The 23,365-nt window shown below is 70.9% G+C and carries 26 protein-coding genes; 4 read left to right on the forward strand and 22 right to left on the reverse strand.

What is annotated here, in order from left to right; all coding sequences use genetic code 11:
* The first annotated feature begins 195 nt into the window (after window positions 1-195).
* A complete protein-coding gene (locus tag AC2D9U_RS05870; protein WP_484747239.1) occupies window positions 196-1,167 on the forward strand; it encodes a Bug family tripartite tricarboxylate transporter substrate binding protein in 972 nt (323 codons plus the stop codon).
* 113 nt (window positions 1,168-1,280) lie between these two features.
* Here AC2D9U_RS05870 and glcE read toward each other — a convergent pair whose 3' ends face one another.
* From glcE to AC2D9U_RS05925, 11 genes are all read right to left on the reverse strand, one after another.
* The gene (glcE, locus tag AC2D9U_RS05875) at window positions 1,281-2,474 is read right to left on the reverse strand and encodes a glycolate oxidase subunit GlcE (protein ID WP_484747240.1); all 1,194 of its coding nucleotides are present in this window, start codon (window positions 2,472-2,474) and stop codon (window positions 1,281-1,283) included.
* Window positions 2,471-3,511, reverse strand: coding sequence for a phytanoyl-CoA dioxygenase family protein (locus AC2D9U_RS05880; RefSeq protein WP_484747241.1), 1,041 nt, complete (start codon window positions 3,509-3,511; stop codon window positions 2,471-2,473). The genes glcE and AC2D9U_RS05880 overlap by 4 nt, the downstream gene beginning before the upstream one ends.
* On the reverse strand, window positions 3,511-4,938 hold the full coding sequence (locus AC2D9U_RS05885; protein ID WP_484747242.1) for an FAD-linked oxidase C-terminal domain-containing protein: 1,428 nt from the start codon (window positions 4,936-4,938) through the stop codon (window positions 3,511-3,513). Before AC2D9U_RS05885 ends, AC2D9U_RS05880 begins: the two co-directional genes overlap by 1 nt.
* A gap of 314 nt (window positions 4,939-5,252) precedes the next feature.
* The gene (ykgO, locus tag AC2D9U_RS05890; protein WP_109872693.1) at window positions 5,253-5,378 is read right to left on the reverse strand and encodes a type B 50S ribosomal protein L36; all 126 of its coding nucleotides are present in this window, start codon (window positions 5,376-5,378) and stop codon (window positions 5,253-5,255) included.
* Between the two features lie 65 nt (window positions 5,379-5,443).
* On the reverse strand, window positions 5,444-6,526 hold the full coding sequence (locus tag AC2D9U_RS05895) for a branched-chain amino acid aminotransferase (protein ID WP_484747244.1): 1,083 nt from the start codon (window positions 6,524-6,526) through the stop codon (window positions 5,444-5,446).
* Window positions 6,527-6,615: 89 nt separating this feature from the next.
* Entirely contained in the window at window positions 6,616-7,848 is a 1,233-nt protein-coding gene (gene acdA, locus AC2D9U_RS05900) for a 3-sulfinopropanoyl-CoA desulfinase (RefSeq protein ID WP_484747246.1), read from the reverse strand.
* A gap of 5 nt (window positions 7,849-7,853) precedes the next feature.
* A complete protein-coding gene (locus AC2D9U_RS05905; protein ID WP_484747248.1) occupies window positions 7,854-8,558 on the reverse strand; it encodes a DUF533 domain-containing protein in 705 nt (234 codons plus the stop codon).
* Window positions 8,559-8,589: 31 nt separating this feature from the next.
* Entirely contained in the window at window positions 8,590-10,698 is a 2,109-nt protein-coding gene (locus AC2D9U_RS05910; RefSeq protein ID WP_484747250.1) for an AsmA family protein, read from the reverse strand.
* Complete coding sequence (locus AC2D9U_RS05915) at window positions 10,695-11,678, reverse strand: RluA family pseudouridine synthase (RefSeq protein WP_484747252.1); 984 nt, start codon at window positions 11,676-11,678, stop codon at window positions 10,695-10,697. Before AC2D9U_RS05915 ends, AC2D9U_RS05910 begins: the two co-directional genes overlap by 4 nt.
* A 25-nt stretch (window positions 11,679-11,703) precedes the next feature.
* On the reverse strand, window positions 11,704-12,048 hold the full coding sequence (locus AC2D9U_RS05920; RefSeq protein WP_484747254.1) for a fluoride efflux transporter FluC: 345 nt from the start codon (window positions 12,046-12,048) through the stop codon (window positions 11,704-11,706).
* On the reverse strand, window positions 12,045-13,373 hold the full coding sequence (locus AC2D9U_RS05925) for a replication-associated recombination protein A (protein ID WP_484747256.1): 1,329 nt from the start codon (window positions 13,371-13,373) through the stop codon (window positions 12,045-12,047). The genes AC2D9U_RS05920 and AC2D9U_RS05925 overlap by 4 nt, the downstream gene beginning before the upstream one ends.
* Before the next feature lie 82 nt (window positions 13,374-13,455).
* Between AC2D9U_RS05925 and AC2D9U_RS05930 the strand changes: the two genes are divergently transcribed.
* The 3 genes from AC2D9U_RS05930 to AC2D9U_RS05940 are packed head-to-tail and all read left to right on the forward strand — an operon-like array spanning window position 13,456 to window position 16,328.
* Window positions 13,456-14,451 (forward strand): Bug family tripartite tricarboxylate transporter substrate binding protein, encoded by a 996-nt coding sequence (locus tag AC2D9U_RS05930; protein ID WP_484747257.1) that lies wholly within the window; start codon window positions 13,456-13,458, stop codon window positions 14,449-14,451.
* Between the two features lie 51 nt (window positions 14,452-14,502).
* Entirely contained in the window at window positions 14,503-15,465 is a 963-nt protein-coding gene (locus AC2D9U_RS05935) for a Bug family tripartite tricarboxylate transporter substrate binding protein (RefSeq protein WP_484747259.1), read from the forward strand.
* On the forward strand, window positions 15,462-16,328 hold the full coding sequence (locus AC2D9U_RS05940) for a DMT family transporter (protein WP_484747261.1): 867 nt from the start codon (window positions 15,462-15,464) through the stop codon (window positions 16,326-16,328). The genes AC2D9U_RS05935 and AC2D9U_RS05940 overlap by 4 nt, the downstream gene beginning before the upstream one ends.
* Before the next feature lie 88 nt (window positions 16,329-16,416).
* Here the strand turns inward: AC2D9U_RS05940 and rplQ are convergent, their stop codons facing one another.
* From rplQ to rplF, 11 genes are all read right to left on the reverse strand, one after another.
* Window positions 16,417-16,842 (reverse strand): 50S ribosomal protein L17, encoded by a 426-nt coding sequence (rplQ, locus tag AC2D9U_RS05945; RefSeq protein ID WP_484747262.1) that lies wholly within the window; start codon window positions 16,840-16,842, stop codon window positions 16,417-16,419.
* Window positions 16,843-16,871: 29 nt separating this feature from the next.
* Entirely contained in the window at window positions 16,872-17,885 is a 1,014-nt protein-coding gene (locus AC2D9U_RS05950; RefSeq protein ID WP_484747264.1) for a DNA-directed RNA polymerase subunit alpha, read from the reverse strand.
* Window positions 17,886-17,956: 71 nt separating this feature from the next.
* Window positions 17,957-18,361 (reverse strand): 30S ribosomal protein S11, encoded by a 405-nt coding sequence (gene rpsK / locus AC2D9U_RS05955; protein WP_484747266.1) that lies wholly within the window; start codon window positions 18,359-18,361, stop codon window positions 17,957-17,959.
* Window position 18,362: 1 nt separating this feature from the next.
* Window positions 18,363-18,740: a 30S ribosomal protein S13 gene (gene rpsM, locus AC2D9U_RS05960; RefSeq protein ID WP_481999167.1), complete on the reverse strand. Its 378-nt coding sequence runs from the start codon at window positions 18,738-18,740 to the stop codon at window positions 18,363-18,365.
* Between the two features lie 244 nt (window positions 18,741-18,984).
* Window positions 18,985-19,638 (reverse strand): adenylate kinase, encoded by a 654-nt coding sequence (locus tag AC2D9U_RS05965; RefSeq protein ID WP_484747267.1) that lies wholly within the window; start codon window positions 19,636-19,638, stop codon window positions 18,985-18,987.
* Window positions 19,635-21,002 (reverse strand): preprotein translocase subunit SecY, encoded by a 1,368-nt coding sequence (secY, locus tag AC2D9U_RS05970; RefSeq protein WP_484747268.1) that lies wholly within the window; start codon window positions 21,000-21,002, stop codon window positions 19,635-19,637. The genes AC2D9U_RS05965 and secY overlap by 4 nt, the downstream gene beginning before the upstream one ends.
* A 124-nt stretch (window positions 21,003-21,126) precedes the next feature.
* Window positions 21,127-21,621, reverse strand: a complete 495-nt coding sequence (gene rplO / locus AC2D9U_RS05975) for a 50S ribosomal protein L15 (protein ID WP_484747270.1) — start codon at window positions 21,619-21,621, stop codon at window positions 21,127-21,129.
* Window positions 21,622-21,625: 4 nt separating this feature from the next.
* Window positions 21,626-21,811: a 50S ribosomal protein L30 gene (gene rpmD / locus AC2D9U_RS05980; RefSeq protein ID WP_484747271.1), complete on the reverse strand. Its 186-nt coding sequence runs from the start codon at window positions 21,809-21,811 to the stop codon at window positions 21,626-21,628.
* On the reverse strand, window positions 21,804-22,445 hold the full coding sequence (gene rpsE / locus AC2D9U_RS05985) for a 30S ribosomal protein S5 (RefSeq protein ID WP_484747272.1): 642 nt from the start codon (window positions 22,443-22,445) through the stop codon (window positions 21,804-21,806). The genes rpmD and rpsE overlap by 8 nt, the downstream gene beginning before the upstream one ends.
* A gap of 11 nt (window positions 22,446-22,456) precedes the next feature.
* The gene (gene rplR, locus AC2D9U_RS05990; protein WP_484747274.1) at window positions 22,457-22,822 is read right to left on the reverse strand and encodes a 50S ribosomal protein L18; all 366 of its coding nucleotides are present in this window, start codon (window positions 22,820-22,822) and stop codon (window positions 22,457-22,459) included.
* A complete protein-coding gene (rplF, locus tag AC2D9U_RS05995; protein WP_484747275.1) occupies window positions 22,822-23,355 on the reverse strand; it encodes a 50S ribosomal protein L6 in 534 nt (177 codons plus the stop codon). Before rplF ends, rplR begins: the two co-directional genes overlap by 1 nt.
* Window positions 23,356-23,365 lie beyond the last annotated feature (10 nt).

Genomic DNA, 23,365 nt, shown 5'->3' on the forward strand with positions numbered 1-23,365 from the left:
CGGACGACGATCACCCGCCCCCGCGCCGCTGCCAAGCTTGACAGCGCCCGCCACGCGCCGACTCTGCGCGCGCCGCCTACAGCACTATCGACAAACACTGAATCAGTGCTTGTCGATTTCATGCTGTAGTTTCAATAAGTTATAGAGCACGAGATCGATCCATCAGGATCGATCGTGCTCTAAGGGGAGAAGACCATGCTGCGCCGCCGCCATCTGCTTGCCGCCACGCTCGCCCTGCCCGCCCTCGGCGCGCCGGCCCAGGCGCAAACCCCGTGGCCGGAGCGGCCGGTGCGCTTCATCAACCCCTTCACCGCGGGCTCCTCCATCGACGTGGTGACGCGGCTGATCACGCAGGATTTGTCCGAGCGGCTTGGCCAGCAATTCATCGTCGACAACCGCACCGGCGCCTCGGGCAATATCGGCACCGAGGCCGTGGCCCGCGCCCGGCCGGATGGGCTGACGCTGCTGGTGGGCTCGCCCGGCACGATGGGCATCAACCCCTTCCTGTTCCGCAACCTGCCCTATGACGCGGCGAAGGATTTCGTCGCCGTCAGCCATGTCGTGTCCTTCCCGCAGGTGATGGTGGTGAACCCGGCGAGCCGCATCCGCTCGCTCGCCGACCTGGTGGCCGAGGCGCGGGCGAATCCGGGCCGGCTGAACTACGCCTCCTCCGGCAATGGCACGACCAGCCACCTAGCCTTCGAGCTGATCCGCGCGGCGACGGGCATCGACATCGTGCATGTGCCCTTCCGCGGCGGCACGCCGGCGATCCAGGCGGTGATGCAGAACGAGGTGCAGGTGGCGCTGGAGGGCCTGCCCTCCCTGCCCGGCTTCCTGAGCGCGGGGCAACTGCGCCCCATCGCCGTGACCTCGGCGACGCGCGCCGCCAAGCTGCCCGAAGTGCCGGCCGTGGCCGAGACCATCCCGGGTTTCGACGCCGCCGCCTGGGTGATCTTCTTCGCCCCCGCCGGCACGCCAGCGCCGATGGTCGAGCGCCTCTCGGCCGAGATCCGGGTGAGCCTGAACCGCCCCGCGGTGCGTGATCGCATGCTGGACCAGGGCGCGGCGGTGATCGCCGCCGACCCCGCCACCACGGCGGCCTTCCATGCGCGTGAGTTGGAAAAGTGGCAGGGCGCCGTGGCACTTTCGGGCGCGCGGGTGGAGTAACACCGAATCCGGCGGATCGTGACCGATCCGCCCTCAGTCGAAGGCGGCCGGCGGGCCGCCGCCCGGCATCTGGGGGGCACGAAGGTAAACCTTCGTGCGCTCCATAGATCCCGCTACAGCCCCGCGCGCATCCGGCCCGGGTTGAGCACGCCGGCGGGGTCGAGCGCGGCCTTCACCCGCGCACCGATCGCCGCCAGGGCGGGCGCTTCCACCGGCACGACATCGACCGCCGCGCGGAGCGGTTCCGGCGCGCGGAACAGCATGTGGCTGCCGCGCGCGGCGGACGCGGCGGCGACCACCGCCGCATGGGCCGCCGCCGTCGCGGGCCCCGCGATCCAGACCAGCCCGCCACCCCAATCGAACAGCAGCCGCGCGCCGAAGGCCGCCTGCACCGAGGCGGCCACCGCCGGCGCCGCGCTTGGGCGGACGGAGACGCGCCAGATCGCCTCGCTGTCCAGCGCCCCCAGCGGCGCCGCATCGCGCACCGCGCGCCACAGCGCGCGGGAGGGCGCATCCTCCAGCAGCGTCACCCGGCCATGCGGGACAAGATCCTCCCGCAGCCTGGCACCGCGATAGCGGACGGACTCGACGAAGTCCTCGAGCCGCAGCAGCGCCACCGGCCCGGCCATGCCCAGCGCCGTGCCCTCGGTCAGCAGCGCCGCGCCGGTCACGCCATAGGGGCTGGCCAGCCCGGCCGAGAGCGCGCGCACGCCCGCCGCGACATCGGCCACCGCAACCGCCAGCGTCGCAGAGGTCTCGGGCGCCGGCAGCACCTTGATCGTCACCTCGGTCAGCACGCCGAGCGTGCCATGGCTGCCGGTGAGCAGCTTGCAGAGATCGAGCCCCGTGACGTTCTTCAGCACCCGCCCGCCCGAGCGCTGCACCTCGCCCGCACCGTTCACGAAGCGCACGCCCAGAACATGGTCCCGGATCGCCCCCGCCGTGATGCGCCGCGGCCCCGAGAGGTTGGTGGCGACGATGCCGCCCAGCGTGGCGGGCACCGCGGCGCCGAACAGCCCGGCGGTGTCGGGCGGCTCGGGTGCCAGCATCTGGCCACGCTCGGCCAGCATGGCCTCGATCTCGGGCAGCGGCGTGCCGGCGCGGGCCGAGAGCACCAGTTCCGTCGGCTTGTAGAGCGTGATGCCGCTGAGCCGTCGCACCGTCAGGGTGCGGGCTGCCTGCACAGGGCGGAGGAAGGAGCGCTTCGATCCATTGCCCTCGATCACCAGGGGCTCCCGCGCGGCGGCCGCGGCCTGGACCGCGGCGACGACCTCGCCCTCATTCGCCGGCGCGATCAATTCCGTCATGGCCGGACATTGCCTCCAGGCTGATCAAAGGGCGATCCCGCCGGCACCTGATGCCAGACCCGACGGCCAAGGCCAAGGCCGACGGCGCGGTCATGCAGCCACAGATGAAACCCGGCCCGATGCCGGGCGAGACGCGGCCACCAGTCGAGCGGCGCGCGCAACAGCGGCAGGAAAGGATTCGGACGTGAAATGGCATAGATCTCGACCCGCATCGAAGGCGCCGCGGTGCGGCTGCGGGCATGGAAGCCGCGCACATCGGCGACGACCAGCGTGTTGGCCGCAACGGCCATGGGCTTGGGCTGCGGCAGGCGCAGGGCAGGCAATTCAGCCTCGGTGACACGGAAGGCGCCACCGCTGCGCATCCTTGCGGCGTCCACACTGCGCGCGCGCTCCCAGGCGAGGCGGCGGGGCGTGAGGCGATGCGAGCCCGGCACGAAGGCCAGCGGGCCGACATCGACGGTCACATCCTGAAGGTAGAACCACGCCTTCATGTTCGGGTGGAAGGTGTCCATGTGCAGCGCGGTCTGCGGGTCTGCCGAAGCGTCCGGATCGGCATGGCTGAGGATGGTCTGCACATAGATCAGCGGCTCGGCTGCCGATGCCGCAACGTAGCGCAGCGAACCGCGCCAAACCGGGTGCGCCAGCAGGGCGCGCAAGGCCGGAAGCTGCTCGACCAGGGCCGGCGTCACGATGACACGCCGGGTCAGGGCATCGCCCTCCTGCATCTGGCGCATCGGGACGCACAGGGCGCGGAGTTCAGCCTCGAGAGCGGCGAAGGTCTCGGGCGGCAGCAATCCTTCATGCCGCAGATAGCCCTGCGCCTCGAAATGCGCCCGATCGGCGGGCGAGACGCCCGCGGCGAGGCGCCCTCGGCGCCAAGCCGTCATCCGATCCGCAAGCCGCGCCCGGAGCACATGCAGGCCGCGCTGGTTCAGCGCCACGCTGCCGATCAACGGGTTGGCCTTGTAGTTCTTCGACGTGCTCAGCAACGCAGCCGCATGCAAGGGCAGCAGCAGCCAGCGCAGCAGGGCGCGCATCAGGCGGTCTCGATCAGCGGGAAGACCTTGTGCGGGTTGAGCAGCCAAGCCGGGTCGAAGGCGGTCTTGATGGCGCGCTGCTGGGCGATCTCATGGCCGTGGAACTGCACCGGCATCAGGTCGCGCTTCTCGACCCCCACGCCATGCTCGCCGGTGAGGCAGCCGCCGACCTCGACGCAGAGCTTGAGGATGTCGGCGCCGAAATCCTCGGCCTTGCGGAAGCTCTCGGGGCTGTTGGCATCGAACATGATGAGCGGATGGAGATTGCCGTCGCCGGCGTGGAAGACATTGGCCACCTGCAGCCCGTAGGCCTCGCTCATCTCGGAGATGCGCTTCAGCACGAAGGGCAGTTCGCCGGTCGGGATGGTGCCGTCCATGCAGAGATAGTCGGGGCTGATGCGCCCGACCGCGCCGAAGGCGCCCTTGCGGCCCTTCCAGATCGCCATGGATTCCTCGGCCGATTGCGCGACCTTCAGGCTGATCGGATCGAAGCGCGAACAGATCTCCTTGATCTTGCCGAGCAGGCTGTCCTGCTCCTCGACCGAACCCTCGACCTCGATGATCAGCATCGCCTCGGCCTCCAGCGGGTAGCCGGCATGGGCGAAGGCCTCGCAGGCATGGATGCAGGGCTTGTCCATGAATTCGAGGGCGACGGGGATGATGCCCGAGCCGATGATGGCATCCACCGCCGCCCCCGCGATCTCGGTGCCCTTGAAGGCGGCGAGCATGGCGCGGGCACCCTCGGGCCCGCGCAGGATGCGCACGGTCACTTCAGTGACGATGCCGAGCATGCCCTCGCTGCCCGTCAGCAGGCCGAGCCAGTCATAGCCCGCCGAATCGAGATGCGCGCCGCCGACCTCGACGATGTCGCCCGCCGGCGTCACCAGCTTGAGCCCGAGCAGGTTGTTCGCGGTCACGCCGTATTTCAGGCAATGCGCGCCGCCGGAATTCATGTTGACGTTGCCGCCGATCATGCAGGCGAGCTGGGAGGACGGATCGGGCGCGTAGAAGAAGCCCTCATGCTCCACCGCCTTGGTGATGCCGAGATTCGTGACACCGGCCTCGACCACCGCGAGCCGGTCCTCGAAATCGATCTCCAGGATGCGGTTCATGCGCATCAGCCCGATCACCACCGCATCCGCGAGCGGCAGCGCGCCGCCGGAGAGCGAGGTGCCCGCCCCGCGCGGCACCACGCGAATCCCGTTGCGGTGGCAGTAGCGCATGATTGCGGCGACCTCCTCGGTCGTGCGCGGCAGCACCACGGCGAGCGGCATCTGGCGATAGGCGCTGAGCCCATCCGTCTCATAGGGCTTGAGGCGAATCGCCTCGCTGATCACGGCATCGGCCGGCAGCATCAGGCGGAGCGCGCCGACGATCTCCTCGCGCCGGGCGAGGATCTCGGGCTTGGGCGGGGGCAGCGCGATCATGGCGACCTCACGGGGCTTTGGCCCAACATGGCGGCGGTGCCGCCTTGCGGCAAGCGGCGCTAAGGGGGCGGTAAGGGCATGGCGCGAAAGTGGGGGCCTCGGTCCAGAAGGGGCGCCCCATGATCCGCCTGATTCTCGCGGCGCTGCTCGCCGCGCCGCTGCTCGCCGCGCAGGGTGGCGTCGCCAAGCCGGAGTTGCGCGGCTGGTTCCAGGAAGCGGCGATCGACCAGCCATGAACGAAGAAAAGCCGCGCCGGGAGGCCCGGCGCGGCGTTTCACCAACCCAGAGGCGCCGCCGAGGCGGCGCCAGACGCTTCAGCCCTGGCGGGCCTTCAGGCGCGGGTTCTTCTTGTTCAGCACATAGACGCGGCCCCGGCGGCGAACCAGGAAGCAGTTCTTGTCACGCGTCTTGGCGGTCTTGAGCGAGTTGCGGATCTTCATGGTCGTGGTCCTGAGAAGGTCGCGGCTGATACCCAGCGCGACCGTTGATGTCAACCGAGCCCCGCTTAACCCAGGGCTGCCACCGGCGACGTCCAGCCATGCGGGTCGTTGCTGCGGCCATACTGGATGCCGATGATGGCGTCGTAGAGCTTCTTGGTCAGCTCGCCCGTCTCGCCGCCATTGATCAGCAGGTCCTGGCCCTTGTAGCCCAGCGTGCCGACCGGCGAGACCACGGCCGCCGTGCCCGTGCCCCACATCTCCTTCAGCGTGCCGGCCGCGCCGGCCGCCATCACCTCGTCGATGGTGATCGGGCGCTCGCTGACCGTCAGCCCCCAGTCGCGCAGCAGCTGCAGCACCGAGTTGCGCGTCACACCATCGAGGATGGTGCCGGCGAGCGGCGGCGTGATCACCTCATCGCCGATGCGCACCATGATGTTCATGGTGCCGACCTCATCGAGATACTTGCGGTGCACGCCATCGAGGTAGAGCACCTGCGTGTAGCCCGCTGCCGCCGCATCCTGCTGCCCGGCCAGGGAGGCCGCGTAGTTCGCCGCCGTCTTGGCCTCCCCCGTGCCGCCCTTCACGGCGCGCACATGGGTGTCGGAGGCCAGGATGCGCACCGGCTTCACCCCTTCCTTGTAGTAGCCGCCGACCGGCGACAGGATGAGGAAGTAGAGGTAGCTGTGCGCCGGATGCACGCCGAGCATCACATCGGTCGCGATGATCGTCGGGCGCAGGTAGAGCGAGGTGCCCGCCTTGCGCGGCACCCAATCGGCATCGAGCCCGACCAGCGCATCGAAGCTCGCCCGGATCACGTCAACGGGCAGTTCGGGCATGCACATGATGCGCGCCGAGCGGTTGAAGCGCGCCGCGTGGCGGTCCGGGCGGAACAGGCGGATGGTGCCATCCGCGCCGCGGAAGGCCTTCAGCCCGTCGAAGATCGCCTGGCCGTAATGCAGGACCGAGGTCGCGGGGTCCATGCTGAGCGGCCCATAGGGTTCGATCCGCGGGCTGTGCCAGCCCTTCCCCTCGTCATAGTTCATCAGGAACATGTGGTCCGTCAGGACCTTGCCGAAGGTCAGGCTGTCATCCGAGGGCTTGGCCTTCGGCGCGGTGGTCCGGGTGATCGGGAAGTCGCCGTTTTTCATGGCGTTGCCTCTGCGTGGGTTTCCTGCCGCGCAAGCCGTAGCATGGCTCGCGCTATTAAGACAGTAGTGCTGTCCTGTTTTTTTGCGCCTCAATCGGCGGCGAGTTTCCCCACCGCCTGCTCCTCCGCGATCAGCTTGAGGAAGCCATCGCGCGTCTGCGGCAGCTTGCGGCCGAGGATCTGCTCGGCCACCTGGTTGCGCAGCACCTGTGCCGTGCCGCCGGCGATGGCGAACATCCGCGCGTCGCGCAGATAGCGCTCCATCGGGTTGTCCTTGGAATAGCCGGCCGCGCCCCAGACCTGCAGCGCCTGGTTCGTCACGCGGATCGCCATGTCGGCGGCGAAGACCTTGGCCTGGGCGGCGGCCAGCCGATCCGGGAAGCCGGCCGGCCCGGCCGAGCGCGCGGCGCGGTGGATCAGGGCGCGCGCGGCCTCGATCTCGATGGACATGTCCGCGAGCATCCAGGCGAGGCCCTGGAACTCGGCGATCGGGCGGCCGAATTGCCGGCGCTGGCCGGCGCGGGCCAAGGCGTGTTCCTGCGCGCCGGCGGCGAGACCGAGCGCCACGGTCGCCGCCCCCACGCGCTGGCCGTTATAGGCGTCGATCAGCCGCCCGAAGCCCTTGGCCCAGCCGCCCGGCGCGCGCAGCACCATGGCATCGGGCACCACGAGGTCGTGGAACTCCAGCTCGGCCTCCGGCATGCCGCAGAGCCCGAGCGAGGGGATGCGCCGCGCGACGACGAGGCCCGCGGGCGCGCCCGCAGCCTCCCGCACCACGAGAAAGCCCCCGATGCCCTGGAAGACGCCGTCCTCCATCACGCGCGCGAAGATCAGGTGAAGGCGGGAGACGCCGCCGCCGGTGATCCAGGTCTTGCGGCCATTGATCACCCATTCATCGCCGCGCCGCACCGCCGTGGTCGCCATCTCGGTGGCGGCGGAGCCGGCCTCGGGCTCGGTGATGCAGATGGCGGGCTTGTCGCCGGCCAGCACCAGCCCGGCGGCGAGCTTCTTCTGCGCCTCGGTGCCATAGGCCATGATGGCGCCGACCGCGCCCATATTGGCCTCGACCGCGACGCGCCCGCAGACGGCGCAGGCCTTGGCGAGTTCCTCCACCACCAGCACCGCATCCAGCACGGAACCGCCCGGCCCGCCCCATTCGCGCGGGATGGTCAGGCCCATGAAGCCGGCCCGGGTCATGCGCTCGACCATCGGCCAGGGATAGTTGAGGGAGCGATCCGTCTCGGCCGCCTGGACAGCGGCCTCCTGCGCCAGTTCGCGGGCGCGATCACGCAGATGCCGCTGCGCGGCGTTGAGACCATCCATGCCCGTCACTCCCCCAAACGTTCCTCGATGGCGGCGGCCGCCGCCTTGTCGAGCCGCAGCGCCCTGGCCAGCGAATCGAGCCAGGCGCGTTCCCCCGCGCTGATGGCCCCGGCCCCGGCCACCGCGGCGGCGTAGAGCCGCGCCTTGAGCATCGGGTCACTGGCCTCCCGCGCCAAGGCCTCGACCGTCATCGGCCGGTCGAAATCGGCCAGCACGAAGTCGCGTTCCTCGGCGCTCAGTCCGGCGGTGTCGAGTTGCCCGGCGATGGCGCGGCGCTCGGCGGCGTCCAGCGCGCCATCGGCACGGGCGGCGGCGACCATGGCGCGGATCAGCAGCAGCCCCTCGGCATCCTCGGCCTCGCCTTGGGACTCGGCCGGCACGGGCTCGGGCGCGGGGCTCGGCACGGACCAGGGCGAGGCGCCGGCCTGCGGCACCCGGCGCGCCGGGGCGGGCGCCTGGCTGGGTGGGGGCACGTTCCAGGGCGAATTGTCGCGCCGTGGCGCCGGCAGGGGGGCGGGTTGAGGCGCACTCTGGCCCTGGCTGCCGCGCATCATGGCCTCGATCGCCACGCCGGCGATGGCGCCGATGGCGCGACCCAGCTGCGCCTGCCCGCTGCGGCTGCCCAGCAGCGAGGGCTGGCTGCGCCGGCGTCGCCGCGGCGGCTGCGCCGCGCCGCCCAGCAAGGCGCCCAGAACCCGGCCGAGATCCATCACACCCCTCCCCGATGAGAACCCATTGGATTTAGCGCGGCAGCGGCCCCACGACACCCCCGCGCGCCGCCGCCAGCGCGGCCTCGCACTCGCCCCCGCCGCGCCCGCCGCCCAGGGCGTCGGCCAGGCCCTGCAACATGCGGTCGGGCGTGCGCTGGCGCGACAGCAGGGCGCCGAGCCCCGCCGCGACCGCCCCGGCCGGATCCACCCCCACCCGCGGCGCCCGCCAGGGGCCGACGATGTTCACCGGCGCGCGCACCGCGATCCGCCCGGCGCGCAGATCCGCCATCAGGCGCAGGGCCAGGCTCTCCTGCCCCAGATCCACCGTGCCGCCACCGCCCAGCGTGCCGAGCGCGCCGTCGAGGTGGAAGCTCGCCAGGCGCAGCACGCCGCCCTCGGCCGGGGCGCGCAGCGCGAAGCAGCGCACCGGGATGTCCCCCGGCGGCAGGCCGCCCGGGGCCAGAGCCTCGAGCGCCGCGGGCGGGATGCGCCGCACCGCCTCGCGCGACAGCGCGCCATCGACCAAGGCGAGGCCGAGATGGCCGGCAAGGCTGCCCGCCCAGGCGCGGGTATTGCTGCCCGCACCGCGCAGATCGGCGTCGAGCTGCATCGCGCCGAGCAGCCAGGGCTCGGCGCCCAGCGCCTGCGCGAGCATCGCCACATCGAGCGCCGGGGCGCGCGCGACCACCCGCAGGCGGGGCGGCGCGGCCGTGGCATCGGCCTCGACCAGCAGCGCCAACTCGCCCGCCGGGGTGATGGCGATGAAGGGATCGAGCCGTGCCTGGCCGGTCTCGATCACGAGGCGCGTCGCGATGTCGCGCGTCGTGCCCCCCTGCAGGGTCAGGGCGGCGATCCGCAGATCCAGATCGGCATCCGCCGCGCGCAGCGCCGCGAAGGGGATGGGCAGGCTCGGGATCATCCGCGCCGGGGCCGGCGCGGCCGGCGCAGGGGCGGAGGGCGCGGCGGCGGGCGGCCGTGCCGGGCGGTCGGCCGGGCGCAGCGCATCGAGGTCGAGCCGCGCCACCGCCAGCCGCCCGCGCAGGGCCGGCCGCGGCGCCCAGGCGAGGCGCAGCGCGCCGCTGGCCTCCAGCCCCGGCCCGGCAAGCTGCGCCGCCGCGAGCGTGACCGCGTGCGACGCCGGCTCGGCCGTGCCGCGCAGCCGCGCCTCGGTATCGGCGAGGCGAAGACGCAGGTCGAAGGGCAGCGCCGGGCGATCCGGGCGCGCCAGGGCGGCGAGGCTCGCGACCTCGCCCTCCAGCCGCAGCGGCAGGGCCTCGAGGCTGGCCTCGGCGCTGAGCCGCAGCGGCGCCGAGAGGCTGGGCGCGCGCGCCTCCAGCGCCGCGAGGCGCAGCCCCGGCTGCCAGGCGCCGAGATCCGCCGGCGCCAGGGTGAGGCTCAGCGCCCTCGGCGCCTCGGCCAGTTCGAAGCCGAGCCGCGCCCGCAGCCCCGCCACGCCAAGCTGCGCCGCGACAGGCCAGGGCGCCGCGCCGCCGAGCGCCGCCAGGGGGCCGGTCTCGGCTTCCAGGGTGAAGGCCTCGCCACGCAGCCGGGCGCGCGCGGCAAGGCGCGTGGGCCCGGCCAAAGGCGCGCTGGCCTCGAGCGTCTCGATCTCCAGGATCTCGGTGGCCGGCCCGCTGCGCCAGGCGATGCGCCCGCCGGTGACGGCGAGGGAATCGAGGGCGATGGCCAGGGGCTCGCGCGGCGTGCCGGCAGGACCCGCGGGACCGGCCGGAAGGGCGGGGCGGGCGAAGAGCCAATTGCCCCGCCCCTCGGCATCGGATTCCAGCAGCAGGTCCGGCGCCGCGACCTCGAGCCGCAGGATCTCGAGGCGCCGGGAGAGCAGCGGCAGGATCGCCACCTGCACCGCCACGCGCTCGGCGCGCAGCATTTCGGGCCGGCTGCCGCCCGGGATATTGGCCAGCGTCACGCCGCGCAATTCCAGCGCGGGGCGCAGCGACAGCGCGAGGCCCATCTCGCGCACCGCGAAGGCCCGGCCCGTGGCGCGCTCGACCTCCGCGATCAGGCGCGGGCGCAGCGCATCGGCGTCGAAGAGAACAAGAAAGGCGGCAATCGCCAGGGCCGGCAGGCCGAGCAGCAGGCCCAGCCCCCACATCAGACCCCTGGCGAGGCCACGCTTCATGCCACGCGCCGCGCCTTGGGCGTACGCGGGGCCTCGAAGCCGAAATAGGCGAAGGTCTCCTTCATGTGCGGCGGCGGCGCGGCGGCCACTTCCAGCCAGCCGCCGGCCGGGTGCGGCAGGCGCAGCGCGCGGGCATGCAGGTGCAAGAGGTTGGGCAAATCCTCGAGATGCGCGGCCTGGCCGCCATATTTGCCATCGCCCAGGATCGGGCAGCCCAGTGCCTCTGCCGCATGGACGCGCAGCTGGTGCGTGCGGCCCGTCAGCGGCTTCATCTCGAGCCACGCCACGCGCCGGCGCACGGCGTCCAGCGTGGAGAAATCGGTGATCGCCTTGGTGCCTTCGGCATCGCCCGGCTCGGCGGCGGTGGTGCGCTCGCCGCGCGGGCCACCCTGCTTCACCAGCGGCAGGTCGATGCGCCCGGCCGGCGGCGTGGGTTCGCCCACCACCACGGCCCAATAGGTCTTCTCGACATCCCGCCCGCGAAAGGATTTCGCGAGATGCGCGGCGGCCGCGGCGGTGCGCGCCAGCACCAGGACGCCGGAGGTGTCCTTGTCGAGCCGGTGCACCAGGCGCGGGCGCTCGGCGGCGTCGAATTGCAGCGCCTCGAGCATACCGTCCAGGTGCTTGCCGATATTCGGCCCGCCCTGCACCGGCAGGCCATGCGGCTTGTCGATGACCAGCACCTCGCGGTCCTTGTGGATGACCAGCTTCTGCAGGGCGCGGGCGTCGCGCTCATCGATCGGCTTGGGCGTGGGCGGGCGCAGCGCGGCGGGGTTGGGCGTGATGGGCGGGATGCGGACCTGCTGGCCAGGGGCAAGGCGCGTATTCGCCTCCGCCCGCTTGCCATCGACGCGGATCTGCCCGGTGCGCAGCATCTTCTGCAGCGCGCCCTGGGTCAGGCTCGGAATGTGGCGCTTGAGCCAACGGTCGAGCCGCGTGTCGCCCTCATCGGCGGCGACCTGTTTCGTCTGGAGTGTCATGCGCGCGCCTGTAGCACGAAACGGCTCAGCGGCGCGAAATCCAGAAGGCGAGCGCGAAGGCCGCGAGGCCCAACCCCACCGAGGCCAGCACATAAAGGGCCGCCAGCGGCAGCGACCGCTCGGCCAGCGTCGCACTTTCCAGGCTGAAAGCGGAGAAGGTGGTGAAGCCGCCGAGGAAGCCGGTGACGAGCAGCAGCCGCCCCTCCCCCTGCAGCCCGAGCCCCGCCGCCACGCCGATGGCGGCCGAGCCAAGCACGTTCACCACCAGCGTCGGCCAGGGAAACCCCACCGCCGGGATCGCCAGCGCGACGAGGTAGCGCAGCACCGACCCCGCCGCGCCGCCGAGTGCCACATAGACCACGCCGCTCATCGCCGCGCCTTCTGCCGGCGCAGTTGCTCCCAGTATCGCAGACGTTCCGCCACCGCCGCCTCGGCCCCGCGATCGGTGGGGCTGTAGAAGCGCTGGCGCTTCATGCCCTCGGGCCAGTAATCGGCGCCGGAGAAGCCGGCCTCGGCATCGTGGTCGTATTCATAGCCCGCGCCATAGCCGAGCTCCTGCATCAGCTTCGTCGGCGCGTTGAGGATGTTGGCGGGCGGCATCAGGCTGCCGGTCTCCTTCGCGGCGCGCATCGCGGCCTTGAAAGCGGTGTAGAGCGCGTTGGATTTCGGCGCCGTGCCGAGATGCACCACCACCTGCGCCAGGGCCAGTTCACCTTCGGGCGAGCCCAGCCGCTCATAGGTCTCCCAGCCGGCCAGGGCGATCTGCAGCGCGCGGGGATCGGCCATGCCGACATCCTCTGAGGCGAAGCGCACAAGCCGGCGCGCGATGAAGCGCGGATCCTCGCCGCCCGCGAGCATGCGCGCGAACCAGTAGAGCGCCGCGTCGGGATCACTGCCGCGCAGCGATTTGTGCAGCGCGGAGATCAGGTTGTAGTGCTCTTCCCGGTCCTTGTCGTAGAGCGCGGCGCGCCTCGCCAACAAGGCGCTGAGCGCGGCGGGGTCGAGCGCCGCCCCGCCCGGCGGCAGGGCCAGGAGTTGCTCGACCAGGTTGAGCAGATAGCGGCCATCGCCATCGGCCATGCCGACCAGCGCGGCGCGGGCCTCGGGCGTGAGCGGCAGGGCGCGGTCCTCCTCCGCCTCGGCGCGCATCAGCAGGCCTTCCAGCGCGGAATCGTCAAGCCGCTTCAACACCAGCACCTGGCAGCGCGAGAGCACGGCGGCGTTCAGCGCGAAGCTCGGGTTCTCGGTGGTCGCCCCCACCAGCGTCACCGTGCCGTCCTCGACCACCGACAGAAACCCGTCCTGCTGGGCGCGGTTGAAGCGGTGGATCTCATCCACGAAGAGCAGCGTGCCGCGCCCGTTGGAGCGCCGCGCGCGGGCCTCGTCGAAGGCGCGCTTGAGGTCGGCCACGCCCGAGAACACCGCCGAGAGCGGCACGAAGGCCAGCCCCGCCTGCTCGGCCAGCAGCCGCGCAATGGTGGTCTTGCCCACGCCGGGCGGCCCCCAGAGGATGATCGAGGACAGGCTGCCGCGCGCCAGCATCCGGCTCAGCGCGCCCTCGGGGCCGAGCAGCTGCCCCTGCCCCACCACCTCCGCCAGCGTCCTCGGCCGCAGCCGGTCCGCCAGCGGGCGCGGGCCGCGCGGCGGGGCGGGGGTTGCGGGGTCCGGGGCGCCGAAGAGGTCGGGGAGAGCCATGCGCGCAGTTTGGCCCCCGGACGGGTTGGCGGGAAGCCGCGCGCTGCGGCATGGTGTGGGCAACAAAGCCGGAGGATCGCCCATGTCCCGCCTCACCCGCCGCGCCGCCCTCGGGGTGATGGGCGCGGGCCTCGCCACCGCCGCGCAAGCCCAATCCTCGACTCATGCGCCTGCGGCGCAATGGGCGCCAAGCCGCTCGGTCCGCCTAATCGCCCCCTACCCGCCCGGCGGGGGCGTGGACACCACCTCGCGCCTGCTGGCCGGGCCGATGGGCGCTTTCCTCGGCCAGGGGATCGTGGTGGAGAACCGGGCCGGCGCGGGGGGCTCGATCGGCGCGGCGGAACTGGCGCGCAGTGCGCCGGATGGGCACAGCATCATGATCGACGCCCTGGCCCACACCGTGAACCCGGCGCTGCTGCGCGGCCTGCCCTTCGACTACGCCACCGCCTTCACGCCGATCAGCCAGGTGGTGGTGCTGCCGCAGATCCTGGTGGTGCACCCTTCCGTGCCGGCGCGCACGCTGCCGGAATTCGTCGACTGGGCGAAGGCACGGCCGGGCACGCTTTCCTACGGCTCCTCGGGCAATGCGACGGCGGCGCATCTGGCGGCCGCGCTGTTCCTGAACCGCGCCGGGCTCGACATCCAGCACGTGCCCTATCGCGGCGGCACGCCGGCGCTGGCGGACCTGATGGGGGGGGCGATCACCTTCGTCTTCGGCACCGTCTCCAGCTCCCTGCAATTGGCGCGTGAGGGGCGGATCCGCGCGCTGGGCGTGAGCACCGCCACGCGCATCGCCTCCCTGCCCGAGGTGCCGACCATCGCGGAGCAGGGCTTCCCCGGTTACGAGTTGAACGAGTGGAACGGGCTCTACGCACCGGCCGGCCTGCCGGCGGCGGCCACGACGCGGCTCTATGAGGCGGCGCAGCACGCGCTGGCCGATGCGCAGGTGCGCGCGCGGCTCGATGCGCTCGGCGCCCTGCCGGTCGGCTCCAACCCGGCCGATTTCGCCCGCTACGTCGCGGCGCAGCGCGCGCTGATGGCGCAGCTGGTGCGCGATGCGCGGATCGAGGTGGGTTGACCGGCGGCGCCGCGCGCCCGATGTGCCCGCCATAACGCCGGAGACACGACGATGAGCCTTCCCCGCCGCGCCCTGCTCGGCAGCGCCCTCGCGCTCCCCTTCGCCGCCCAGGCGCAGACCGCCTGGCCCAATCGCAGCATCCGCCTGGTCGTCCCCTTCGCCGCCGGCGGCGCGGCGGACAGCGCGGCGCGCATCCTCACCCCCCGCATGGCCGAACGGCTCGGCCAAGGCTTCGCGGTGGAGAACCGCACCGGCGCGGGCGGCAGCCTGGGCGGGGGCGAGGTGGCGCGCGCGACGGACGGCCACACCTTCCTCTGGGATGCCTCCAGCCACATCGTGAACCCCGCGCTGCTGCGCGGCCTGCCCTTCGACTACGCCACCGCCTTCACGCCGATCTCGCTGGTCGTGACCTTCCCCTCCGCGGTGGCGGTGAAGAACGACTTCCCGGCGCGCACGCTGGCGGAGTTCGTGGCAGCGGCGAAGGCGCGGCCCGGGACCATCACGGTCGGCACCCAGGGCAATGCGACGGCGGGGCATCTCGGCCTGGTCGCCTTCGCCCGGCGCGCGGGGATCGAGGTGATCCATGTGCCCTATCGCGGCGGCGCGGCGGCGGCGCAGGACCTCGCGAGCGGGGCGATCGACGCGGTCTTCACCACGCTCGTCTCGGCCGGGCCGGTCGCGGATGCCGGGCGCGCGCGCTTCCTCGCGGTGGGCACGCTGACGCGGGTGGAGAGCCGGCCGGAGGTGCCGACCATCCATGAGAGCGGCTATGCGGGCTTCGATTCCAACGAATGGGCCGGCTTCTTCGGCCCCGCCGCGACGCCCGCCGCGGTGGTGACCCAGCTCTACGACGCGCTGGCCGCCGCCATCGCGGAACCCACCATCCGCGCGCGCCTGGTGCAGATCGGCTGCGTGCCGGTGGCGAGCAACCCGGCCGATTTCGCCCGCTTCGTGCGCGAGGGCCGGGACGCCATGGCGACCCTGGTACGCGACGCCAACATCCGCGCGGAGTGACCACGCCCCGCGATAACCTCCGCGGCATCCTCCTGATGTCCGCGGCGGTGCTGGGCTTCGCGCTGAACGACGTGCTGGGGAAGTGGCTGATGGCCACCTACTCGGTCTCGCAGGTGCTGGTGCTGCGCTCCATCGCCGCGCTGCTGATCCTCGCCCCCTTCATCCGGCGCGAGGGCGCGGAGCATCTGCTGCGCCCCAAGCGCCCGCGCCTGCAGGTGCTGCGCGTGGCCGCCGGCACCATCGAGGTCGCCTGCTTCTACTGGGCGGTCAGCATGATGCCACTGGCCGACACCATGGCCTTCTGGATGGCGACGCCGATCTTCGTCGCCGTCGCCTCTGCCTGGATCCTGCGCGAGAAGCTGGACCGCACGCGCTTCGCGGCCGTGCTGCTGGGCTTCTGCGGCGTGCTGCTGACGCTGGGCGCCACGCTGGATTCGGGCTGGCTGCCGACCGTGATCGCGGTGGTGGGGGTGTGCGTCTACTCGGCCTATCTGCTCGCCACGCGCGCGCTGCGCGGCACCAGCGCCATCACCCTCGCCACCTACCAGATGGCCGGCGCGCTGCTGTTCGGCCTGGTCATGGCGCCCTTCACCTGGGTGCCGGTGACCTGGGTGGATGGCGCGCTGCTGATGGCGCTGGGTGTGGTGGGCGTGGTCTCGCACCTCGCCGTCACGCGCTCCCTCGCCCTCGCCCCGGCGCCGGTGGTGGTGCCCTGGCAATATGCGATGATCCTCTGGGGCATCCTCTTCGGCTGGATCTTCTTCGCCGAGGTGCCGACGCTGACCATGCTGGCCGGCGTCGCCGTGATCATCGCCGCCGGCTTCTGGCTGACGCGGCTGGAGTTGAAGGCTTCACGCCCCTGAAACGACGAAGCCTGAAACGAAGAAGCCTGAAACGACGAAGGGCGCCCTGCGGCGCCCTTCGGGAAGTCCCGGTGAGAGGAAGGAGGCCTCAGGCCTCGTCCGCCTCGCTCGGCGTGGTCTCGGGGCGCGGGCCGCTGTCGAGGCCCTTGGCCGCCACGTCGCGCTCCACCAGCTCGATCACCGCCATGTCGGCGGCGTCGCCGAAGCGGATGCCCGCCTTCAGCACGCGGGTGTAGCCACCGGCGCGACCCTTGTAGCGGTCCGCGATGGTGGTGAAGAGCTTGTCCACCACGCGCTCGTCGCGGATCACCGCATAGGCCTGGCGGCGCGCATGCAGGCCGCCGCGCTTGCCGAGCGTGATGATGCGCTCGACATAGGGGCGCAGCTCCTTCGCCTTGGGCAGCGTGGTGCTGATCTGCTCATGCTTGAGCAGCGCGGTCGCCATGCTGCGGAGCATGGCGGCGCGGTGGGAGGAGGTTACGCCGAGCTTCCGCCCGGATACGCCATGACGCATCGTCGTTATTCCTTAATCCCGGGCAGCCCTTAGAAGGGCTCCTCGAGCTTCTTCGCGAGGTCTTCGATGTTTTCCGGCGGCCAGCCAGAGACGGTGAGGCCGAGGCCGAGGCCCATGGAGGCGAGAACCTCCTTGATCTCGTTCAGCGACTTGCGGCCGAAATTCGGCGTGCGCAGCATTTCCTGCTCGGTCTTCTGCACCAGGTCGCCGATGTAGACGATGTTGTCGTTCTTCAGGCAGTTGGCCGAGCGAACCGAGAGCTCGAGCTCGTCCACCTTGCGCAGCAGGTTGCGGTTGAAGGGGAGGTCGTCGCGGATCTCCTCCACCACACGCTGGCGCGGCTCCTCGAAGTTGATGAAGAGCTGCAGCTGCTCCTGCAGGATGCGCGCGGCGATGCCCACGGCATCCTCGGGCGTCACCGTGCCGTCGGTCTCGACCGTCAGCACCAGCTTGTCATAGTCGGTCTTCTGCCCGACGCGGGTCGGCTGAACCTGGTAGGCCACGCGCCGCACCGGGGAGAAGATGGCGTCCACGGGGATCAGGCCGATCGGCGCGTCCTCGGGGCGGTTCTCGCTGGCCGGGACGTAGCCCTTGCCGGTGTCGACGGTGAGTTCCATCGACAGGCGGGCGCCGTCATCGAGCGAGCAGATGACGAGATCGGGGTTCGCGATCTCGATGTCGCCCGTGGTCTGGATCTGGCCGGCGGTGACTTCGCCCGGGCCGGTCGCGACCAGCGCGAGGCGCTTCGGGCCATCGCCCTGCATGCGCACGGCAAGCTGCTTCACGTTCAGGACGATGTCCGTCACATCCTCACGCACGCCGTTGATGCTGCTGAATTCATGCAGCACGCCGTCGATGCGGATGGCCGTGACGGCCGCCCCCTGGAGGGAGGAGAGCAGGATCCGCCGCAGCGCATTGCCGAGCGTCATGCCGAAACCGCGCTCCAGCGGTTCGGCGATGATGGTCGCCACGCGCGTCGGGTCGGCGCCGAGCTCGATGTCCTTCTTCGTCTCGATCAGCGAACGCCAGTTCTTTTCGATCACGGTCTATTCCCCTGCCCAAACCCGGTCATGCAGCCACTCACGAGAAAGCGGCACCCCTTGCGGGGTGCGGCTCAGACGCGACGGCGCTTGCGCGGACGGCAGCCATTGTGGGGGATGGGCGTCACGTCGCGGATCGCGGTGACGTAGAAGCCAACGGCCTGCAGGGCCCGCAGCGCCGATTCGCGGCCCGAGCCGGGGCCGGAGACCTCGATCTCCAGCGTCTCCATGCCGTGCTCGCGCGCCTTCTTGCCGGCGTCCTCGGCGGCCACCTGGGCGGCATAGGGCGTGCTCTTGCGGCTGCCCTTGAAGCCCTGCGTGCCGGCCGACGACCAGGCGATGGCATTGCCCTGCGCGTCGGTGATCGTCACCACGGTGTTGTTGAAGGAGGCCAGGACATGCGCCACGCCGGAGGAGATGTTCTTCCTCTCCTTCTTGCGCGGGCGCTGACCGCCACCGGAACGGGGTTCGCGAGCCATCTTACTTCGTCACCTTCTTCTTGCCGGCGATCGCCACGGCCTTGCCCTTGCGGGTACGCGCGTTGGTGTGCGTGCGCTGGCCACGGACCGGCAGACCCTTGCGGTGACGCAGGCCGCGGTAGCAGGCCATGTCCATCAGCCGCTTCTTGTTCATCGCCTCTTCACGGCGAAGATCGCCTTCGACGCGGTATTCACGGTCGATCAGCTCGCGGATGCGGAGGATCTCCTCATCCGTCAGCTGGTTCACGCGGCGCTCCTCGGGGATGCCGAGCTGCGTGCAGATGACCTTCGCGTTGTTCGGGCCAATGCCAAAGATATAGCGGAGCGAGATGAGCACCCGCTTGTTCGTAGGGATGTTCACGCCGGCGATGCGCGCCACGGTGCCTCTCTCCTCATTGGGGGCTTCGCCCCCATCCAAGACAAGTCGGGGCCTTCGCCCCCACTCCAGAACGGGTCCGAGGACCCAAAAACCCGCCGGCGAACCGGCGTTGCGAACTCAAAACCCGCCCATGACGCGAATCATGGTCAGTCAACACGAAGGTCGGCCGGAGCCCAGGGCCCGTACCGCGAGCGCGGGGGGTTACACCGCCCCGCTGCCCAGAGTCAACCCTTGCCCTGCGCGTTCAGCCGGGCTGGCCGAGGATGGCGCCGATCTGGCGCGTCACCTCATCCATCTCGGCCATGCCGTCCACCTGCTTCAGCTTCCCCTGCGCCGCGTAGTGCGGCAGCAGCGGCGCGGTCTGGCGGTGATAGGCATCGAGCCGCGCCGCCACCGTCTCCGCCTTGTCGTCGGCCCGGCGCACGAAGTCGGTGCCGCCGCAGGCATCGCAGACGCCCGCGACCTTGGGCGCCTTGAAATGGTCGTGGTAGCCCTCGCCGCACTTGCCGCAGGTGAAGCGGCCGGCGATGCGCTCGACGAGCGCGGCGTCATCCACGGCAAGCTCGATGACATGGTCGAGCGGCATGGCGCGCTCCACCAGCATCGCGTCCAGCGCCGCGGCCTGCGGCACGGTGCGCGGGAAGCCATCCAGGATCCAGCCCTTGGCCGCATCCGGCTGGGCCACGCGATTAGCCAGCATGGCCGTGATGATGGCGTCCGGCACCAGCCCACCGCTCTCCATGATCGCCTTGGCCTCGCGCCCGATGGGCGAGCCGGACTTCACCTCGGCGCGCAGCATGTCTCCGGTCGAGATCTGCGCGATGCCATAGCGCTCTTCCAGCCGCTTGGCCTGGGTGCCCTTGCCCGCGCCAGGCGGGCCCAGAAGAATCAGCCTCATCGTCCACGTCCCCCCGGCTGCGTGCCACGCCCGCCCAGCCGCGCCTTCTTGATCAGGCCCTCATACTGGTGGGCAAAGAGATGCGACTGGACCTGCGCCACCGTGTCCATCGTCACGGAGACGATGATCAGCAGCGATGTCCCGCCGAAATAGAAGGGCACCCCGTAATTCGCGATCAGCAATTCCGGCAACAGGCAGACGATGCCGAGATAGATGGCGCCCAGCGCCGTCAGCCGCGTCAGCACCCGGTCGAAATACTCGGCCGTCGGCTGGCCGGGGCGGATGCCGGGAACGAAGCCGCCATACTTGCGCAGATTGTCCGCCGTCTCCTGCGGGTTGAACACGACCGCGGTGTAGAAGAAGGCGAAGAAGACGATCAGCGCCAGGTAGAGCGCCATGTAGAGCGGCTGGCCATGCGCCAGGAGGTTGGTGACCGTGGTCAGCCAGCCCTCCGCGGCCCGATCCGTCTGGAAGGCGGAGAAGGTCGCCGGCAGCAGCAGCAGCGAGGAGGCGAAGATCGGCGGCATGACGCCGGCGGTGTTCAGCTTCAGCGGCAGGTGCGTGTTCTCGCCGCCGAACATGCGGTTGCCGACCTGGCGCTTGGGATACTGCACCGGGATGCGGCGCTGCGCGCGCTCGATGAACACCACGAACACGATCACCGCCGCCGCCACCAGCAGGAAGGCGATGATGAAGACGGTGGAGAGCGCGCCGGTGCGGCCCAGCTCCAGCGTGCTGGCGAGCGCACTGGGCAGGTTCGCCACGATGCCCGCGAAGATGATCAGCGAGATGCCGTTGCCCACGCCGCGCGCGGTGATCTGCTCGCCCAGCCACATCAGGAACATGGTGCCGCCGACCAGCGTGATGACGCAGGAGATGCGGAAGAACCAGCCCGGATCGATCACGGCGGCGCCCACGCTGCCGCGCATCGATTCGAGCCCGATGGCGATGCCATAGGCCTGGAAGATCGCGATGAAGAGCGTGAGGTAACGGGTGTACTGGTTCAGCTTCTTGCGCCCGCTCTCGCCCTCTTTCTTCAGGGCCTCCCAGGCGGGAATCGCAGCGGTCATCAGCTGCACGATGATGCTGGCCGAGATGTAGGGCATGATGTTGAGCGCGAAGACGGTCATCCGCCCCAGCGCACCGCCCGTGAACATGTCGAACATGCCCAGGATCCCGCCGCCCATCTGCTGCAGGATCTCGGCCATCACCGCGGCATCGACGCCGGGGACGGGCACGTAGCTGCCGATTCGGTAGACGATCAGCGCGCCCAGCGTGAACCAGAGCCGATTCTTCAGCTCGGTCGCCTTGGCCAGCACCCCGAAATTCAGGTTGGACGCAAGCTGTTCGGCGGCGGACGCCATGCGGGAACCCTCCTCGCGATTGCGGCGCCCCAAGGGGTAGCGTGGTTGCTACCCACGGGCGCCGCAACGCAGCCGTGCTAAATTGAGCCTCACCCCCACCGGGTGCAAGGCTGGGGGCCGAGGCTCAGGCCTCGGCGCCGTTGCCGTCAACCGGTGCGACCAGCAGCGTGAGCGTACCGCCCGCCGCCGCGATCGCCGCCGCCGCAGCCGCCGAAGCGCCCGAGACGGTGAGCGTCACCGCGCGGGTGATCTCGCCAGAGGCCAGCAGGCGCACGCCCGCATACTTCGGGGAGGAGCGCACCACGCCCGCTTCCTGCAGCATCGCCTCGTCGATCGGCTGGTCGCCCGGCAGGCGGCCATCGGCGATCGCCGCCTCGAGCGCGCCGAGGTTCAGCGGCGCATAGACCTTGCGGAAGGGGTTCACGAAGCCGCGCTTCGGCAGGCGGCGATAGATCGGGAGCTGGCCGCCCTCGAAGCCGTTCAGCGACACGCCGGTGCGCGCCTTCTGGCCCTTGACGCCGCGACCCGAGGTCTTGCCCTTGCCGGAGCCGATGCCGCGCCCGATGCGCTTGAACTTCGGGCGCGCGCCTTCGTTGTCCTTGATCTCATTGAGCTTCATGGACTCAGCCCTCCACCTTCACCAGGTGGGCGACCTTGCGGATCATCCCACGCACGGCAGGCGTATCCTCCAGCACGCTCTCGCGGCGGATCTTGTTGAGGCCGAGCCCGATCAGCGTCTCACGCTGCCCGGGCTTGCGGCCGATCGGCGATCCGGTCTGGACCACCTTCACCGTCTTCTTCTCAGACATTCGCAGCCTCCGCGGCCGGATCCGCCGCGTCCTTGCGCGGGCCGAGCAGGTCGGAGACCTTCTTCCCGCGACGTGCCGCCACCGCGCGCGGGCTGGTGCACTTGCCCAGCGCGGCGAAGGTGGCCTTCACCATGTTGTGCGGGTTCGTCGTGCCGGTGCACTTTGCGACGACATCGCCCATGCCCAGCGTCTCGAACACGGCGCGCATCGGACCGCCGGCGATGATGCCGGTACCGGCCGGCGCGGCGCGCAGGATCACGCGACCCGCCCCGAACTCGCCGACCTGGTCGTGATGCAGCGTGCGGCCTTCGCGCATCGGGACGCGGATCATGCCACGCTTGGCACGCTCCGTCGCCTTGCGGATGGCTTCCGGCACTTCGCGCGCCTTGCCCGCACCCCAGCCCACACGGCCCTTCTGGTCGCCGACGACGACCAGCGCGGCGAAGCTGAAGCGACGGCCACCCTTCACCACCTTGGCAACGCGGTTGATGGTGACGAGCTTGTCCTTCAGCTCATCGCCTTCCTGCCGCTCCTGCCGGTTCTCATTGCCGCGATCCCGGCCACGGCCACGACGGCGCTCATTCTCGCCGCCACCCTCGCCGCCGCCGCCGCCGCTCCTCGGTTCCCGTGCCATACCCGATCCTCTCAGAACGAGAGACCGCCCTCACGGGCAGCCTCCGCGAGCGCCTTGACGCGGCCGTGATAGATATACGGCCCGCGATCGAACACCACCTCGACGATGCCGGCGGCGAGCGCACGCTCGGCCACCAGCTTGCCCACCGCCGTCGCGGCGTCCTTGTCGGCGCCAGTCTTCAGCGTCTCGCGCATCGGCTTCTCGAGCGACGAAGCGGCGGCCACCGTGATGCCCTGCTTGTCGTCGATCACCTGCGCGTAGATGTGCTTGCCCGAACGGAAGACGGACAGCCGCGGGCGGCCGCCGGACTTCTGCCGAAGCTGGTAGCGCAGCCGCTTCCGGCGACGCTCCGTGAGTGCGAGCTTCTTGTCGGACATTACTTCTTCTTACCCTCCTTCCGGAGGATGACCTCGTTGCTGTAACGCACGCCCTTGCCCTTGTAGGGCTCCGGCCCACGATAGGCGCGGATCTCGGCGGCGACCTGGCCCACCTGGCGCTTGTCCGCCCCCTCCACCTTGATGGAGGTCGGCTTCTCGCAGGTGATCTTGATGCCCTCGGGGATCGCGTACTTGATCTCGTGGCTGTAGCCGAGCGCGAGCACCAGCTCCTTGCCCTGCACCGCCGCGCGATAACCCGTGCCGTTGATCTCCATCGACTTCGCGAAGCCGGTGGACACACCCGTCACCATGCTCTGGATCAGGCTGCGCGTGGTGCCCCACATGGTCCGCGCGCGACGATCGGACCCGCGCGGTGCCACCGCCACCGTGGAGCCTTCGATCTTCACGTCGACCACGTCGGTCAGCGCGAGCTTCAGTTCGCCGTTCTTGCCCTTGGCGGAGAGGATGCCATCCACCACCGCCACCTGGACACCGGCCGGAACCGACACCGGATATTTGCCAACGCGAGACATCTGTTCAGCC

This window comes from Roseomonas sp. TF40, from assembly GCF_057219975.1.